This is a genomic window from Amycolatopsis eburnea (genome assembly GCF_003937945.1).
GTDB lineage: Bacteria > Actinomycetota > Actinomycetes > Mycobacteriales > Pseudonocardiaceae > Amycolatopsis > Amycolatopsis eburnea.
The window spans coordinates 267,361-282,171 of record NZ_RSEC01000061.1 but is presented as its reverse complement, the minus strand read 5'-3'; the positions used below and the strand labels follow the sequence as shown (position 1 = coordinate 282,171).

Genomic DNA, 14,811 nt, shown 5'->3' with positions numbered 1-14,811 from the left:
GCGGCGTCGGGCATGCTTGTCCGCGGTGTCATCGGGCCGAGGGGACGTGAGGGCGAAAAATGGGTGCTTCACCCGAATTGACCATTCCGGCGAAGGTCGACAGCCCGGTGCCGCCGAAGCCACCGGCGTCCGGGGCCGCCCGGTGGCTGCTGGAGCACCGGGTCGCCCCCGTCGGCCGCGCCGGCGGTGAGGACCACGGCACGCCGCAGGCGTGGTGGAAGGTCATGTGCCTCACCGGCGTCGACTACTTCTCCACGCTCTCCTACCTCCCCGGGATCGCCGCGCTCGCCGCCGGGGCGCTGTCGCCGCTGGCCACGCTGCTGATCGTCGCGCTCACCCTGCTCGGGATGCTGCCGATGTACCGCCGGGTCGCCCGGGAAAGCCCGCACGGGCAGGGCTCGGTCGCGATGCTGGAGAACCTGCTGCCGTTCTGGCGCGGGAAGCTCTTCGTGCTCACGCTGCTCGGGTTCGTGGCCACGTCGTGGATCATCACGATCACGCTGTCCTCGGCCGACGCCACCGTGCACATGCTGGAAAACCCGTACCTGCCGGGGTTCCTGCACGGCCACGCCGTCCTCATCACCGTCGTGCTGCTGCTGGTCCTCGGCGGGGTGTTCCTGCTCGGGTTCAGCGAGGCCGTCGGGGTCGCCATCCCGCTCGTCGCGGTCTTCCTGCTGCTCAACGCCGTGGTCACCGTCGCCGGCGTGGTCGACCTGCTCGGCGACTCCGCGGCCCTTTCCCACTGGACCGACGCGCTGACCGCGGGCGGCGGTGGGTTCGGCGGCATCGTCGGGCCGGCCGTGATCGCGTTCCCGCTGCTCGTGCTCGGGCTCTCCGGGTTCGAGACCGGCGTCAGCATGATGCCGCTGGTCGCTGCGAAGGGGAAGACGGCGGAAGAGAAGCTGGAGTCGCGGATCCACAACACGCGCAAGCTCCTCACCGCCGCGGCGCTCATCATGTCGGTCTTCCTCATCGCGACCAGCTTCATCACCACGGTGCTGATCCCGGCGGACGCGTTCAAGGAAGGCGGCGAGGCCAACGGCCGTGCCATGGCCTACCTCGCCCACCACGAACTGGGCGAGATCTTCGGGACCGTCTACGACATCAGCAGCGTCCTGATCCTGTGGTTCGCCGGCGCGTCGGCGATGGCCGGGCTGATCAACATCGTCCCCCGCTACCTGCCCGCCTACGGGATGGCGCCGGAGTGGGGCCGCGCCGTCCGCCCGGTCGTGCTCGTCTACACCGCGATCAGCGTCCTCATCACCATCGCGTTCGGCGCCGACGTCAACGCCCAGGCGGGCGCCTACGCGACCGGCATCCTCGCGATGATGGTCTCGGGCGCGGTCGCGGTCAGCATCTCGGCGATCCGCCACCGCCAGCGGGGCGCGGCCGCCGGCTTCGTCGTCTTGACGCTCGTCCTGCTGTACGCGCTCGTCGAGAACGTCATCGAGAAGCCGGACGGGATCGCCATTTCGGCGCTGTTCATCCTCGGGATCATCGTGGTCTCGCTGGTTTCGCGGGTCACGCGGACCACGGAGCTGCGCGCCGAGCACATCGAGTTCGACGACGAGGCACGCCGGTTCATCGCCGACTCGCTGGCCCACGACGGCGCCCTGAACATCATCGCCAACAAGCGCCAGGGCGGCGACCTCGCCGAGTACTCCGCCAAGGAAGCCGAACAGCGCGGGATGAACCCGGTTCCCGGCGCCGCCGACGTCCTGTTCCTCGAGATCGACGTCGTGGACCCGTCGGAGTTCAGCAACGTGCTGCAGGTGCGGGGCGTCGACGTCGACGGCTACCGCATCCTGCGCGCGAACAGCCCCGCGGCGCCCAACGCGATCGCCGCGATCCTGCTGACCCTGCGCGACGTCACCGGTGTCCGGCCCCACTGCTACTTCGAGTGGTCCGAGGGCAACCCGCTCGGGCACCTGTTCCGCTACCTGCTCCTCGGCCGCGGCGACACCGCGCCGGTGGTCCGGGAGATCATCCGCAGCAGCGAGAAGGACGCCGACCGGCGCCCCGGCATCCACGTCGGCGGCTGAGCGATGGGGTCGTTCGACGTGCCGCTCGACGGCGAACGCGTCCAGCTCGAGGCGTTCCTCGAGGAACACCGCGCCGGACTCGAAGCCGCCCTCGACGGGCTGACCGAGGAGCAGGCCCGCCGCCGGCTGGTCCCGTCGGCGACGACGGTGCTGGGGCTGCTCAAGCACGTGACGTGGATGCAGCGCGTGTGGTTCGAGGAGTGCGTCGGCGGTACGCCCCGCGGGGAGCTCGGCCTGGTCCCGGGTCCGGACGAGTCGTTCCGGCTGGGCGAGGAGGACACCGTGGCGTCGGTCACGGCAGCGCACCGGGAGGCCTGCGCGACGGCTCGGCGGGTGGTGGCGGAGCTGCCGCTGGACACGGTGGTGACCGGACACCGGAGCGGGCCGCGCACGCTGCGGTGGGTGTATCTGCAGGTGCTCCGGGAGCTGGCCCAGCACGGCGGGCACGCGGACATCCTGCGCGAACAGCTCCTGGCCGGCTGACCGGCGGGCTCCGGAGGGGTGCCGGCGATGTCATGAAAGGGTCGTTCACCTCGCCAGACGACAGGAACGACCCTTTCACGACATCCCCGCGACGCCGGGCAGACCACCCGGCGAGGCTCAGCGAGCGGCGGGCGGCGGTCCGGCCCGGCGGACCGGCGCACGAGCCGGCGCCGGGGCCCGCCCGGCGGGCGGCCGCGGCCCACGCACCGGCGGGCGCCCCTCGCGGACCGGTGGCCGCGCCGGGGCCTGGCGCACCGGGCGGCGCTCCGGTTCCGGCTCGGGCGGCAGCGGACCGGGGCGGTTCGCCCACGAGTCGAACAGCAGGATCAGGCCCGCGAAGACCGCGCAGCCCAGCCCCAGCATGATGTTGACCAGGGAACCGAGGATTCCGGCCACCAGCAGCACCGGCAGCACGGCCATCAGGCAGTACGGGTCGATCCGGCCGAATTTCCGGCGTGCCGGGCCCTCGCGCGAGCTCACCTCGCGGCCCCCGGCTTCCTCCTCGGCATTCTTGCAGTATGCAGCGTCCGGCCCGGCGGGGCCACCTCCCCCCGCAGGGCCGTCTCGACCTCGGCGGCGGTGAGCCGCCTCGGGCCGACGTAGTACAGGACCGCGCCGGGCGGCAGTTCCGCGTCCCAGGGCGGGTTGACCTCCAGGTTCGCGCCGGTGCGCACGGCCAGCACCGTCGCGCCGTACGTGCGGCCGAGCGCGAGGCGGCAGTGTTCGGCGGCGAGCGGGCCGAGGGACTCCGGCAGCGTGACCGAGAACGTGTCGGCGCCCCCGGCCGTCATCAGCTCGGCGTAGACCTCGGTGATGCCCGGGGACGTCAGCTCCTCGGTCACCATCCGGGGCGTGTGCCACTGCACGCAGCGGATCCGCGGGTCGACGTACCGGACCAGCTCGGCGCGCTCGAGGTCCCGCAGGGTCACCACGACGTGCGCGGACGTCGTCGCGTGGTCCACCGTCACCGCGACCGCCAGCGCGGCGTTGTCGTCGGCCACGTCGACCAGGACCGCGGCGGCGCGCGCCACGCCCGCCCTGGCCAGGACGCCGTCCGCCGTCGGGTCGCCGCGGACGAACTGCACCGGGGAGTCCGGCATCGGGTGGACGCCGACCTCCTCCCCCGCGCAGAGCACCAGCCCGGGCACCCCGTCGGCCAGCAGCTGGGCCACGATCCGCTCGGTCCGCCCGGCGGCGTACCCGATCAGCACCGTGTGCCCGCTCGCGCGCACCGCCTCCGTCCCCTGCATCCGCCGTCCCTTCGCCTGTTCCAGCACCGAAGCGAGCTTGGTGAACACCGTCGTCAGCGTCGCGATCCCGCCCACGATGACGTAGGCGCCCACGAACCGCCCGGCGACCGTTTCGGGTGAGAAGTCGCCGTACCCGACCGTGGTCGCGGTGACGACGAAGTACCACCAGTACGTCCCGGGTCGGACCAGCTCGCTGCCCGCCGGCTCGGCCAGCGCCATCAGCGGCCAGCTGGTCGCGAACACGACGAGCACCACCGCGGCCGGCAGCAGCCAGCCGCGGCCGGGGGTGAGGACCCAGCGCGCGAACAGCCGCGAAAGGAAGAACGCCACCCACCCTCCTCACTCAGCGCGACCGCGGTCCCGACACCCGATCACACGGTGCGACCGGGCACAACGATCTTTACCCGACCGTGACGACGGACAGAAACGGACAGAATCCCGCCGATCGCGGGAAATCCCGCCGTCCCGTGGTGCACTGGCTGCGATCTACGCGAAGGGGTACGCGCATGGTGCACGACGTCCGGCGGCGGTTCGGCGCAGCGGTCCTGGTGGCGGCGACGGCGTGCGGGGTGCTCACCGGCCCCGCGGCCGCGGCGCCCGCCGCACTCCCCTCGCTCGAGTTCGCGAACCCCGGCAGCCAGGCCCTGTACGGCGCCGCCTACGACGAGGCGCTGGACAACCTCTTGCGCACCAACACGATCGGCTACGACCCGAAGTACGACAAGAGCGGCCTGCTCGACCCGTCCGTCGGCTTCGTCCGCGCCGGCGGCGGCTACGCCCAGCCGTGGACGCGCGACGCGTCGGTCAACAGCTGGAACGCGGCCAGCCTCCTCGACCCGGCACTGGCCCGCAACACGCTCTGGGCGGTGGTCGACAAGGACGCCGGCGGCGCGCTGCGCGTGCAGCAGGACGACCAGCAGTGGGACCAGGTCGTCTGGGCGACCGCCGCGTGGCACCACTTCCTCGTCACCGGCGACCGCGCCTTCCTCGAAGACGCTTACGCCACCACGAAGAACACCCTCGCCATCCGGGAAACGGCCACCACGGCCGGGTTCAACCGCACCTACGGGCTGTTCACCGGCGCGTCCTTCTTCAACGACGGCATCGCCGGTTACCCCGCGCCCCCGGCCGACGCCACCGAGTCGGTCAGCACCGGTAGCATGCCCTGGCCCGGCGTCGCGAGCGGGATGTTCTTGAGCACCAACGAGGTCTACTACGCGGCCTACGTCACCGCCGCGAACATGGCCGGGCAGCTGGGCCGTCCCGCCGCGGAAGCCGCCGCATACCGCACCAAGGCCACCGCGCTGAAGAACGCTATCAACCGCAACTTCTGGAACCCGAAGACCGGCCTGTACGACTACCAGCTCCTCGCCGACGGCACCCGCGGCGCCTACCAGGAGGGCACCGGGCTGGCGTTCGCGCTGCTCTTCGGCGTCGCGAACCCCGCGCAGGCCCGCTCGATCGTCGCCAACGCGCGCGAAATGACGTGGGGCATGCCCGACACCTACCCGAACTGGGCGCGCTACTCCGACGCGCAGCCCGGCCGCCACAACGCGATCGTCTGGCCGCTCGTGCAAGGCCTGTGGGCGAAAGCGCTGGCCGGGCAAGGCGAGCTGAACGGTTTCGCCGCCGAGACCGCGCGCCTGGCGAAGCTGGCCGGGTCGAACAGCGGTTACTGGGAGATCTACCACGGCGGCACCGGGGTCGTCGACGGCGGCTACCAGCGGCTCGGCGACACCGTGAAGTTCCACTGGGGTTCCGAGCCCGACCAGACGTGGTCGGCGACGGCGTTCCTCGACATGATCCACAGTGGACTGTTCGGGCTGCGCTTCACCGCACGCGGCCTGTCCTTCGCCCCGGCCCTGCCCAGCGGCTGGGGCGACGTCACCCTGCGGCACCTGCGCTACCGGGCCGCGGACCTCACCGTCACGCTCCGCGGCGCGGGCACCGTGATCCGCTCGGTCACCCTCGACGGCCGGCCCGCCGCGGCCGAACTCCCGGCCACGCTCGGCGGCGCGCACACCGTCGAGATCACGCTGACCGGCGCGCCCGCGGGCGACCGCGACGGCGACGGCGTCCCCGACGCCCAGGACCGCTGCGCCGACACCGCCGGGACCGTCGCGGGCTGCCCGGACCCGGCGCACCTCGAAGCCGAAGACGCGCACAACACCGGCGGGGTCAAGACGAACGTGAACCACACCGGCTACTCCGGCCGCGCCTTCCTCGACGGGCTCTGGGCCGAGGGCGCGGCGTCGGCCTTCACCATCCACCGCACCACGACCGCGCCGTCGACCGGCACGCTCACCGTCCGGTACGCCAACGCCAACGGCGACGCCCGCACCATGACGCTGTCCGTCGACGGCCACCCGCTGCGGCAGCTGAGCTTCCCGAAGGTCTCCGACAGCTGGGACGACTGGGGCACGGCGACCTTCGCCGACGTCCCGCTCACCGGCCGGGACCCGGTGCTGACCCTGTCCTACGCGCCGGGCGACACCGGCCGGATCAACCTCGACTGGCTCGGGTACCGCTGACCGCGAACACCATCCCGATGTCCGCGGCCTCCTGGACGGGGTCCTGCACCGCTTCGACGGTGAACCCGCGGGAGGCGAAGACGTCGCGGACGGTGTCGCGGTGCTCGCGCCAACCCTCGACCTCGACGACGGCCTGCCGCACCAGCGGCCAATGGCGGTCTTCGAGGCCGCGCAGGACGTCGAGCTCGGCCCCTTCGACGTCGACCTTGAGCAGGTCCACGCGCTCGATGCCGTGCTCGTCGAGCACCGCCGAGAGCGGCCGGACCCGGACGCGGTGGGTTTCGAGTTCGCGCAGCACGCGGAGCTTGCGCCCGACGATGCCGCGCAGCACGGGCGCGGGCACCCGGCGCAGCCCGCCGCCGAGGCCGCCCCGGCGGATCATCTCGACGACGCTCGCGGTGACCCGGCGGCGCTCGACCTCGACGTTCCCCTCGTCCCGCAGCGACGACGAAAAGATGGTCGCGGCCGGGAAGTAGCTGAAGTCGAGCTCGTCCTCGGCGGCGGCGAGGCCGTACGGCAACGCGGTCAGCCGGCCGTCGAAGAAGTCGCGGCCGTTGCAGTCCAGCGTCGCGAACAGGGGCGGGAGCGGTTCGAAGGCGTAGATCCGCGCGTCGCCGCCGAGGCGCTCGAACACGGCCGCCGAGAAGACCCCGACGTTGGCGCCGACGTCGAGGACGGTCGCGCCGGGGGCCAGGTCGATGCCGTGCGCGAAGTAGGCGCCCACCTCCTCGCGCAGGAAGGCCACCTCCCACGCGTTGATGCTGTGGAGGTCGATCGCGTCCAGGGGCACGGGCGAAGGAATATCAGCATCGGCCGCGGTGGTCCACCCCCGGAAGGCGCTTTCCGCGCCGGCGTGAACCGGCGCCCGCCGGGGTAACTGCCGGGCATGACCGAAGCCGAGCACCAGCCCATCAGCCCCGACGTGCCCCGCACGCCCGGTACCCCGGACGTCGACCTCGACATCGAAATCCCCGAGACCGACCGGAAGCGGCCCGGCGGCCAGGACGTCGACGAGGACGCCGTCGAGAGCGAACCGCCCGGCTGAGCTACCCGGCCGGCCAGGGGCGGGCCGCGGTCAGCAGGCCGATCATGCCCGCGACCAGCCGCATCTGCTCCACCGTCCGGATGTCGGCCTCGACCAGCCGCGGCGAGCACACCAGGATCGCCAGCGCCTGGGCCCGTGAGAGCGCGACGTTGAGCCGGTTGCGCGAGAGCAGGAAGTCGAGCCCGCGGGGCAGGTCGACCGCCGACGACGACGTCATCGTCGTGAGCACCACCGGCGCTTCCTGGCCCTGGAACCGGTCGACCGTGCCGACCCGCACCCCGGGGAACCCGGCCTCCTCCAGCGCCCGGCTCACCGTGCGCGCCTGCAGGTTGTAGGGCGCGACCACGACGATGTCGGCGTCGGTGAGCGGCCGGGTCGTGCCGTGGTCGGTCCACGCGCGCCCGTGCAGGTCCGCGACGATCGAGGTGACGACGGCGGCTTCTTCGACCGAGCGGGTCGTGTTGCCGGTGTGGTCGGCCTCGGCCAGGTACAGCCCCGCCTCGACGCCCTCGATGGACCGCTCGGCCGCCGACGGGTGCGAGTGCAGGCGGCCGGCGTAGGACAGCTCCGACACCGGCGCGCAGACGGCCGGGTGCATCCGCCGCGTCTCGTCGAGGAAGTAGCCCAGCTCGGGCGGCATGATGTCGGCCTCGCCGATCAGGTGGCCCAGCGCCGAAGCCTCCGCGCCCGCCGGGTGCGTCCCCTGCACCACCTGCGGCAGCTGCTGCGGATCGCCCAGCAGCAGGACGTTCTTGGCGCACACGGACACCGCGAGCGCGTCGGCGAGGGCGAACTGGCCCGCCTCGTCGATGATCATGAAGTCGAAGGGCTCTTCGCGGATGGCGGCGTTGGCGAACGTCCACGCGGTGCCGCCGACCAGGTGCCCGGTGTCGTGCTCCTCGCGCCACTTGACCAGCGCCGGGTTGCTCTTCGGCTGCTCCCACGGCGCCGCCGGGTCCGGCGTCCGCTTCGCGCGCTTGGCGCACGGCAGGTCGGGCGCGTTCTTCTTCGCCGCGCTCAGCACGTTTTCCACGGCCTTGTGGCTGTTCGAGGTGACCGCGACGGTCCGGCCCGCGCGCACCAGCCGGGCGATCAGCCGCCCGGCGAGGTAGGTCTTGCCCGCGCCCGGCGGGCCCTGCACGGCGAGCGTCGAGCCGTCCATCTCTTCGACCGCGTCGATGACCGTGGCGACGAGGTCGTCGCCCGGCGCGGGCAGCGCGGCGCCCCAGCGCAGCCGCGGCGGGGTCCGGCGGAGCAGGTCGATCCCGGGGTGGCGCGGCAGCTCCGGCAGCGTTTCGACGGTCAGCCGGGCGAGCTCGGCGACCGCCTCGTCCTTGGGCGACGGCCGGACCGGGCTGCCGGGCAGGACCGCCGTCGGCCGGTCGTTCGTGGTGGCGTCGGGCGGGCTGCTCTCCTCGACCGTCAGCTCGACCGCCGACGCGGCGACGACCTTCCCGTCGCGGGCGGTGTCGCCGTAGCGCAGCCGCACCTCGTCGCCGGGCGCGAACGGGTGCGGCCGGTCCGGGTCGCAGGCGAGCTGCAGCGTCCGCTTCGCCGTGCGCACCCGCCCGGCCGGCGGCACCCACTCCCCTGCTTCGAGTGCCACCGGGACGGCGCAGGCGGTGTCGACTTCGAGGTCGCCGAGCGGCGCGGCCAGCTGGCGGAAGTACTCCCACCAGGCCGGGTTGGTCTCGCGGCGGTGGTAGCCGACGGACGCCGCCAGCAGCGCCCGGGCGCGGTCGTCCGCGGTGAAGTCCGCGGGGTCGTCCGGCAGTCCTTCGAGCAGCGGCTCGACCAGCGCGGCCAGCGCCGCGGCCCGTTCGGCGCGCCGCTCGGCGGCGACGTCCTCTTCGGCCGCGCGCAGCAAGGCGTCCTCGGCGGATTCCTCGGCCGGCTCCGGCCCGTCGATCCCGGCGTCGGCGCGGACGCGGTGCAGGAAACCGAACAGCCGCAGCGCCGAGACGCAGTCGTCCTCGGTGTCCTCGGCGATCCGGCGCAGCACCTCGTCCGCGCGCTCCGGCTCGCCGGACCGGTCGAACGCCAGGTACTCCTCGTACTCGTCCACGTCCGACACGGCGGTCTTGGTGCGGGCGCCGGGCTGGTAGAGCGGCTCGAGGTGGCGGATCGAGTACGACCGCTGCGACACGCGCAGCGCCTTGCGCACGACCGCGTGCAGGTCGACGACCGCGCCGCTGCGCAGCAGGTGGTCGACGGTCTCCTCGCGGGTGCCGTGCACGGCCGCGAGCCGCTTGATCGCGGTCACCTCGTAGGGCGCGTAGTGGTAGACGTGCGAGCCGGGGTGTTCGGCGACGCGCGCGGCGGCGAAGTCGACGAACTCCTCGAAGGCGCGTTTCTCCTGGGCGCGGCTGTGTGCCCAGAAGGCGGTGAACCGCCGGTCGCCGTCCTCGGTGACCGCGCCGAAGAGGTACTCCAGCCCTTCGCCGGCGAGGGCGTGCGGATCGCCGGCCAGATCGACGAACACGTCCCCCGGCGCGGGCGCCGGCAGCGCGGCCAGCTCGTCGGGGCCGACGACCTCGTAGCTGATCTCGCCGGTGGTGTCCTGCCGGACCTGCAGCGCGGCCTGGGCTCGCAGGGTCTCGAACGCCGTCACGGACAGGTCCCGCGGCCGGTCGCCCGGCCCGGCGGCGGCCAGCGCGTCGATCGAGCCCAGCCCGGCGGCGGTCAGCTTGCGCCGCTGGTCACCACGCATCCCGGCGACGAGCGAGAGGTCGCGGTCGGCCTCCCGGGCCGACGCGCAGTGCCGCGCGAACCCGCACCCGGCGCAGGCCGGCCGTTCGTCGGCCCACAGCGGGACGGGCAGCCGCGGCTTGCGGTCGCGCAGCCGGGCGCGCAGCCGGTGCACGAGCGGGCGGAAGTCGTCGACCCGCAGCGTCCGGGTGGTGCCGTCGCTCAGCCCGAGGTGCACGTCCGGCCCGGCGACGTCCCCGAGCGCGTCGGCGCAGGCGGTCAGCCGCACCACGGCGGCGGGCGTCGCGTGCCGGACCGGCTGGGCGTCGTGGACCTCGTAGCGGCCATCGGCGGTCCGGACGAGCGAATCGACCCGCGCGCTGAAGTCGCCGTCGCGCAGGACGGCGCCGGGGATGACCGGCGCGCCGGCGCGGATCGCTTCCCGGGTGGCTTCGGCGTCGCCGGCGGGTTCGTCACCCGGGGTCGCCGGGTCGGCGGGGCGGGGCGCTCCGGGCAGGCCCGCGGTCCAGGCCTGGTGGAGGAGACTGCGGTGCTCGCATTCGAGCAGGTCGGCGAGATCGGCTGGGGTGACCATCGTCGCGAAGTCTTACACGGCGAGCGCGGACGGCTCCCCGACACGCCCCGGCGGACGACATTCACTTCGTCCGGCGACAGGGCTCCGGCGCCGCGAGGATGTCATGAACGACCCGTTCATGTCGTCTGGCGAGGTGAACGACCCTTTCATGACATCGCGGATCGCCGGTTCACGTCATCGGGCCGGGTCGTCCAGCAGGCGCGCCAGCTCGGTGGCCGCCTCCTCGTACCCCGCGTCGCTCACCCGCTGCAGCTCCAGCAGGTCACCGGCGGTGACCGCCCGGCGGGTGAGCAGGCGGCCGGCGTGCATGCTGCCCTCGTCGAGCAGCTCGCTCAGCGCCGCGACGTCGCCGCGCGCGTCGGCGAGGTCGGCCAGGCGGTCGAGGGCGCGCTCGTTGCCCTCGTCGGCGAGCGCGCGCAGGGTGGCCGGATCCAGGTTCGTCATGCGATCGAGTCTGCGACCCTGCCCCTGGGGCAGGGTCAAGCGCGGCATCATGGCGGGGTGATCACCATCGGCAGGCTGGCCGCGTACGCCGGCGTTTCGATCAAGACGATCCGCGTCTACCACGCGAAAGGCCTGCTCCCGGAGCCGGACCGGGACGCGTCCGGCTACCGGCGCTACACCGCCGCGCACGCCATCGACCTGCTCAAGATTCGCACCCTCGCCGAAGCCGGCGTCCCGCTGGCGCGCATCAAGCAGCTCGGCGACGCGACACCCGAGTCGGTCCGCGAAGCCCTGCACGACGTCGACCGTGAGCTGACCGCGCGCATCAAGCGGCTCCGCGAAACGCAACGGCGGCTCCGCCGGCTCGGGTCCGGCCCGGTGCACGGGCTGCCGCCCGAGGTCGCGCGGCACCTCGAAGGGCTCCCCGGGCTGGGGTTTTCCGCGCGCTGGGTCGCGATGGAGACGGACCTGTGGATCCTGGTGTACGCGACGCACCCGGAGCTGGCCGCGGAGTCCTTCCGGGACCAGTCGGAGGCCCTGGCCGACCCCGGCTTGCGGCAGCTCTACCTGGACTACGACCGCGCCCACGACCTCGACCCGGCGGACCCGGCGCTCGCCGCGCTGGCCGAGCGGATCATCACCGCCACCCGGCGGCGCTACGGCCCCGGTCCCCTGCCCGGCCTGGACGCACCGTCGGCCGTCCCGGCGCTGATCCAGAACGCGGTGAACGCCGAGTCCCCGGCGTGGCGGCGCCTCGACGGACTGCTCCGCGCGCAGCTGGTGCCGGGCACGTAATGTCCCGGCACGGACGCCCAGCGCCGCGCCCCGAGGAGGTAGCCGTGCCGCATCGAGGTCGTGTTCCCGGGGCCACCGGGCCGGTGCTCGGGCGCGCGCTCAAGGTGCTCGAAGCCTTCTCCCCCGACCACCCCGAACTCCGGCTCAGCGAGGTCGCCCGCCGCGCCGGCCTGCCCGCCGCCACCGCGCACCGGCTGCTGCGCGAGTTCTGCGCCTGGGGTGCGCTCGAGCGGGACGAAGCGGGTGTCTACCGGGTCGGGCTGCGGCTCTGGGAGCTGGGCTCGCTGGCCCCGCGCGGCCTCGGCCTGCGCGAACGCGCCCTGCCGTTCCTGGAGGACCTCTCGCAGATCACCCGGGAGAACGTCCAGCTCGCCGTCCGCGAGGGCACCGAAGTGGTGTTCATCGAACGGATCGCCGGCTCGGGCGCGGTCCCGGTGCTGACGCGCGTCGGCGGCCGGTTCGCGCTGACCGCCACCGGGGTCGGGCTCGTGCTGCTCGCCCACGCGCCCGCCGACGTGCAGGAAGACGTCCTCGCCGGCCGGATCGAGCGCTACACACCGGAAACCGTCACCGATCCGGATCGCCTGCGCCACCTGCTCGCCGATGTCCGCACCCACGGGTTCTCCATCAGCGAGCGCCAGGTGACCCTCGACAGCCTTTCGGTCGGCGCCCCGATCCACGACGCCCGCGGCCAGGTGGTCGCGGCGGTCTCCCTCGTCGTGCGGTACGGCAGCGCGTCGCCGCACGCCCTCGCCCCGCTGGTCCGCACGAGCGCCCGCGCGATCTCCCGCGCGCTCGGCTGAGCTTTCCGACTTATGGAAACGCCCTTCGCGGCGAGGGGCCCGCCCGCCCAGGCTGGGGGCCCCGCCACGAGAGGACGAACTCCGATGAGCGCCATTCCCCGTGACCAGTGGTACGTCGCCGCCTACGGCTCCGAAATCGGCGCGGAGCTGTTCAGCCGCACCGTGTGCGGCGAGCCGGTCCTGTTCTGGCGGACACGCGACGGGAGCGTGACGGCCGTGGCCGACCGGTGCGTGCACCGGCGGTTCCCGTTGTCCCAGCAGCCTTCGCGGCTCGTCGACGACCAGGTCGTCTGCGGCTACCACGGCTTCACCTACGGCGCGGACGGCAAGTGCGTCGCGGTGCCGGGCCAAGCCCGGGTGCCCCGGACCGCCCGCCTGCCGCGGTACCCCGTCGTCGAGCAGGACTCCTTCGTCTGGATCTACATCGGCGACCCGGAGAACGCCGACGCCGCGCGGATCCCGCGGGCGCCCTACCTCGACTCCCCCGGCTACACGACGGTCGCCGGGATGGAACCGCTGAAAGCCCGGTACTCGCTGCTGGTCGACAACCTGCTCGACCTGTCCCACGAGACCTACCTGCACGGCGGCTACATCGGCACGCCGGAGGTCGCCGCGACGCCGATCACGACCGAAGTCGACGAGGAGAACGGCGTCGTCTACGTCTCGCGCCACATGGACGACGCGGAATGCCCGCCCTTCTACGCCAAGTCGACCGGTCTCCAGGGCCGGATCGCGCGCTGGCAGGACATCGAGTACACCCCGCCGTGCCTGTACAAGCTGCACAGCCGGATCGCGCCGGTCGGGTCCGTGCCGCGGCCGGACGGCAGCGATCCCGACGCCTTCCACGTCGAGGTCGTCTACGCGATCACCCCGGAGACCGAGCACTCGACGCACGACTTCTGGGCCGTGGCGCGGGATTTCGCGCTCGACGACGAGGGCGTGTCGGCGTTCTTGGCCGAGAACAACCGCACGGTGGTGCTGCAGGACGTCGAAGCGCTCGACGTCCTCGAACGGGTGATCGCCACGGAACCCGCGGGCTACCAGGAACTTTCGGTCAACATCGACACCGGCGGTCTCGCCGCGCGCCGGATGCTCCAGCGGCTGGTCTCGCCGTGAACCGCGTCCTCTGGGTCCCCGGCACCGACTGGCTGCACGCGATCTGCCACTGCGGCGCCGAACGGGACTTCGACGACCCGGTCGCGCTCTGGGACTGGCTGCTCGCCCACCCCGAAGGACATCGATGAAACTCCTGGTGGCAGACAAGGAAAAGGTCGCGGACGACGTCGTCCGCCTGACGTTGCGCGCCCCGGACGGCGGGCCGCTGCCGCCGTGGGACCCCGGCGCGCACATCGACGTGGAACTGCCCGTCGGCGTGCGGCAGTACTCCCTTTGCGGCCGTCCCGAAGACACCTCGGCGTACCAGGTCGCGGTGCTGCGGGAAGCCGACGGCCGCGGCGGCTCGGCGTACGTCCACGACAACCTGGCGCCCGGCCGGCACGTCGTCGTGTCGGCGCCCCGCAACCACTTCCCGCTGGTGCCCGCCGAGCGATACCTGTTCGTCGCGGGCGGCATCGGCATCACGCCGATCCTGCCGATGCTCGAACGCGCCGGCGAATGGCAGCTCGTGTACGGCGGCCGCACGCGCTCGTCGATGGCCTTCACCGAAGAGCTGGCCCGCTACGGCGACCGCGTGACGATCCGGCCGCAGGACGAGGAAGGCCTGCTCGACCTCGCCGGCTTGCCGGCCGGGCCGGGCACCGCGGTGTACTGCTGCGGCCCGGCCCCGCTCCTGGCGGCGGTGGAAGCACTCGGCTTCGCGGACCTGCACGTCGAGCGCTTCACCCCGGAACCCGACGACGGCCCGCGCACGGCGTTCGAGGTGGAGCTCGCCGGGTCGGGCCGGGTGCTGGCGGTGCCCGCGGACCGGTCGATCCTGGACGTCGTCGAGGAAGCCGGGGTCCCGGTGCTCTCGTCGTGCCGGGAAGGGACGTGCGGCACCTGCGAAACCGGGCTGCTCGGCGGCACGCCGGACCACCGCGACGCCGTGCTGACCGCGGCCGAGCGGGAGGAGAGCGAGGTGCTGATGCTCTGCGTGTCCCGCGCCCGCTCGCCGCGGCTCGTGCTCGATCTCTGAC

14 protein-coding genes are annotated in these 14,811 nt (G+C 73.2%); 9 read left to right on the top strand and 5 right to left on the bottom strand.

Going from position 1 to position 14,811, the window contains the following annotated elements; genetic code table 11:
• Nucleotides 1–59: 59 nt before the first annotated feature.
• On the top strand, nucleotides 60–2,042 hold the full coding sequence (locus tag EIY87_RS40655) for an APC family permease (protein ID WP_125315289.1): 1,983 nt from the start codon (nucleotides 60–62) through the stop codon (nucleotides 2,040–2,042).
• 3 nt (nucleotides 2,043–2,045) lie between these two features.
• Nucleotides 2,046–2,525 carry a DinB family protein gene (locus EIY87_RS40650; protein ID WP_125315288.1) on the top strand — a complete coding sequence of 160 codons (480 nt, stop codon included), beginning with the start codon at nucleotides 2,046–2,048 and terminating at the stop codon, nucleotides 2,523–2,525.
• Nucleotides 2,526–2,642: 117 nt separating this feature from the next.
• Here EIY87_RS40650 and EIY87_RS40645 read toward each other — a convergent pair whose 3' ends face one another.
• Both EIY87_RS40645 and EIY87_RS40640 read right to left on the bottom strand, forming a co-directional pair.
• Nucleotides 2,643–3,005, bottom strand: a complete 363-nt coding sequence (locus tag EIY87_RS40645; RefSeq protein ID WP_125315287.1) for a hypothetical protein — start codon at nucleotides 3,003–3,005, stop codon at nucleotides 2,643–2,645.
• Nucleotides 3,002–4,105 carry a potassium channel family protein gene (locus EIY87_RS40640; RefSeq protein ID WP_125315286.1) on the bottom strand — a complete coding sequence of 368 codons (1,104 nt, stop codon included), beginning with the start codon at nucleotides 4,103–4,105 and terminating at the stop codon, nucleotides 3,002–3,004. Before EIY87_RS40640 ends, EIY87_RS40645 begins: the two co-directional genes overlap by 4 nt.
• Before the next feature lie 176 nt (nucleotides 4,106–4,281).
• Between EIY87_RS40640 and EIY87_RS40635 the strand changes: the two genes are divergently transcribed.
• On the top strand, nucleotides 4,282–6,306 hold the full coding sequence (locus tag EIY87_RS40635; protein WP_125315285.1) for an MGH1-like glycoside hydrolase domain-containing protein: 2,025 nt from the start codon (nucleotides 4,282–4,284) through the stop codon (nucleotides 6,304–6,306).
• On the opposite strand, the gene EIY87_RS40630 is transcribed toward EIY87_RS40635, so the two are convergent.
• Entirely contained in the window at nucleotides 6,278–7,096 is an 819-nt protein-coding gene (locus tag EIY87_RS40630) for an FkbM family methyltransferase (RefSeq protein ID WP_125315284.1), read from the bottom strand. The genes EIY87_RS40635 and EIY87_RS40630 overlap by 29 nt on opposite strands.
• A gap of 96 nt (nucleotides 7,097–7,192) precedes the next feature.
• Between EIY87_RS40630 and EIY87_RS47910 the strand changes: the two genes are divergently transcribed.
• Nucleotides 7,193–7,351 (top strand): hypothetical protein, encoded by a 159-nt coding sequence (locus tag EIY87_RS47910; protein ID WP_158641452.1) that lies wholly within the window; start codon nucleotides 7,193–7,195, stop codon nucleotides 7,349–7,351.
• Nucleotide 7,352: 1 nt separating this feature from the next.
• Here EIY87_RS47910 and EIY87_RS40625 read toward each other — a convergent pair whose 3' ends face one another.
• Both EIY87_RS40625 and EIY87_RS40620 read right to left on the bottom strand, forming a co-directional pair.
• The gene (locus EIY87_RS40625; protein ID WP_125315283.1) at nucleotides 7,353–10,634 is read right to left on the bottom strand and encodes a TM0106 family RecB-like putative nuclease; all 3,282 of its coding nucleotides are present in this window, start codon (nucleotides 10,632–10,634) and stop codon (nucleotides 7,353–7,355) included.
• A gap of 174 nt (nucleotides 10,635–10,808) precedes the next feature.
• A complete protein-coding gene (locus EIY87_RS40620) occupies nucleotides 10,809–11,078 on the bottom strand; it encodes a hypothetical protein (protein ID WP_125315282.1) in 270 nt (89 codons plus the stop codon).
• A gap of 57 nt (nucleotides 11,079–11,135) precedes the next feature.
• On the opposite strand from EIY87_RS40620, the gene EIY87_RS40615 reads away from it, so the two are divergent.
• From EIY87_RS40615 to EIY87_RS40600, 5 genes are all read left to right on the top strand, one after another.
• On the top strand, nucleotides 11,136–11,873 hold the full coding sequence (locus tag EIY87_RS40615; protein WP_125315281.1) for a MerR family transcriptional regulator: 738 nt from the start codon (nucleotides 11,136–11,138) through the stop codon (nucleotides 11,871–11,873).
• Entirely contained in the window at nucleotides 11,873–12,676 is an 804-nt protein-coding gene (locus EIY87_RS40610; protein ID WP_125315280.1) for an IclR family transcriptional regulator, read from the top strand. Before EIY87_RS40615 ends, EIY87_RS40610 begins: the two co-directional genes overlap by 1 nt.
• Nucleotides 12,677–12,760: 84 nt before the next feature.
• Nucleotides 12,761–13,792, top strand: coding sequence for an aromatic ring-hydroxylating dioxygenase subunit alpha (locus EIY87_RS40605; RefSeq protein ID WP_125315279.1), 1,032 nt, complete (start codon nucleotides 12,761–12,763; stop codon nucleotides 13,790–13,792).
• On the top strand, nucleotides 13,789–13,920 hold the full coding sequence (locus EIY87_RS49065) for a hypothetical protein (protein WP_255482109.1): 132 nt from the start codon (nucleotides 13,789–13,791) through the stop codon (nucleotides 13,918–13,920). Before EIY87_RS40605 ends, EIY87_RS49065 begins: the two co-directional genes overlap by 4 nt.
• Nucleotides 13,917–14,810 carry a PDR/VanB family oxidoreductase gene (locus EIY87_RS40600; RefSeq protein WP_125315278.1) on the top strand — a complete coding sequence of 298 codons (894 nt, stop codon included), beginning with the start codon at nucleotides 13,917–13,919 and terminating at the stop codon, nucleotides 14,808–14,810. Before EIY87_RS49065 ends, EIY87_RS40600 begins: the two co-directional genes overlap by 4 nt.
• The last annotated feature ends 1 nt before the right edge of the window (nucleotide 14,811 follow it).

What these genes read in the sequence shown, in the direction of transcription:
- EIY87_RS47910 (WP_158641452.1), top strand. Translation starts at nt 7,193, where the DNA reads ATGACCGAAGCCGAGCACCAGCCCATCAGCCCCGACGTGCCCCGCACG.
- EIY87_RS40625 (WP_125315283.1), bottom strand. Translation starts at nt 10,634, where the DNA reads ATGGTCACCCCAGCCGATCTCGCCGACCTGCTCGAATGCGAGCACCGC.
- EIY87_RS40605 (WP_125315279.1), top strand. Translation starts at nt 12,761, where the DNA reads ATGAGCGCCATTCCCCGTGACCAGTGGTACGTCGCCGCCTACGGCTCC.
- EIY87_RS40620 (WP_125315282.1), bottom strand. Translation starts at nt 11,078, where the DNA reads ATGACGAACCTGGATCCGGCCACCCTGCGCGCGCTCGCCGACGAGGGC.
- EIY87_RS40610 (WP_125315280.1), top strand. Translation starts at nt 11,873, where the DNA reads ATGTCCCGGCACGGACGCCCAGCGCCGCGCCCCGAGGAGGTAGCCGTG.
- EIY87_RS40655 (WP_125315289.1), top strand. Translation starts at nt 60, where the DNA reads ATGGGTGCTTCACCCGAATTGACCATTCCGGCGAAGGTCGACAGCCCG.
- EIY87_RS40650 (WP_125315288.1), top strand. Translation starts at nt 2,046, where the DNA reads ATGGGGTCGTTCGACGTGCCGCTCGACGGCGAACGCGTCCAGCTCGAG.
- EIY87_RS40635 (WP_125315285.1), top strand. Translation starts at nt 4,282, where the DNA reads ATGGTGCACGACGTCCGGCGGCGGTTCGGCGCAGCGGTCCTGGTGGCG.
- EIY87_RS40600 (WP_125315278.1), top strand. Translation starts at nt 13,917, where the DNA reads ATGAAACTCCTGGTGGCAGACAAGGAAAAGGTCGCGGACGACGTCGTC.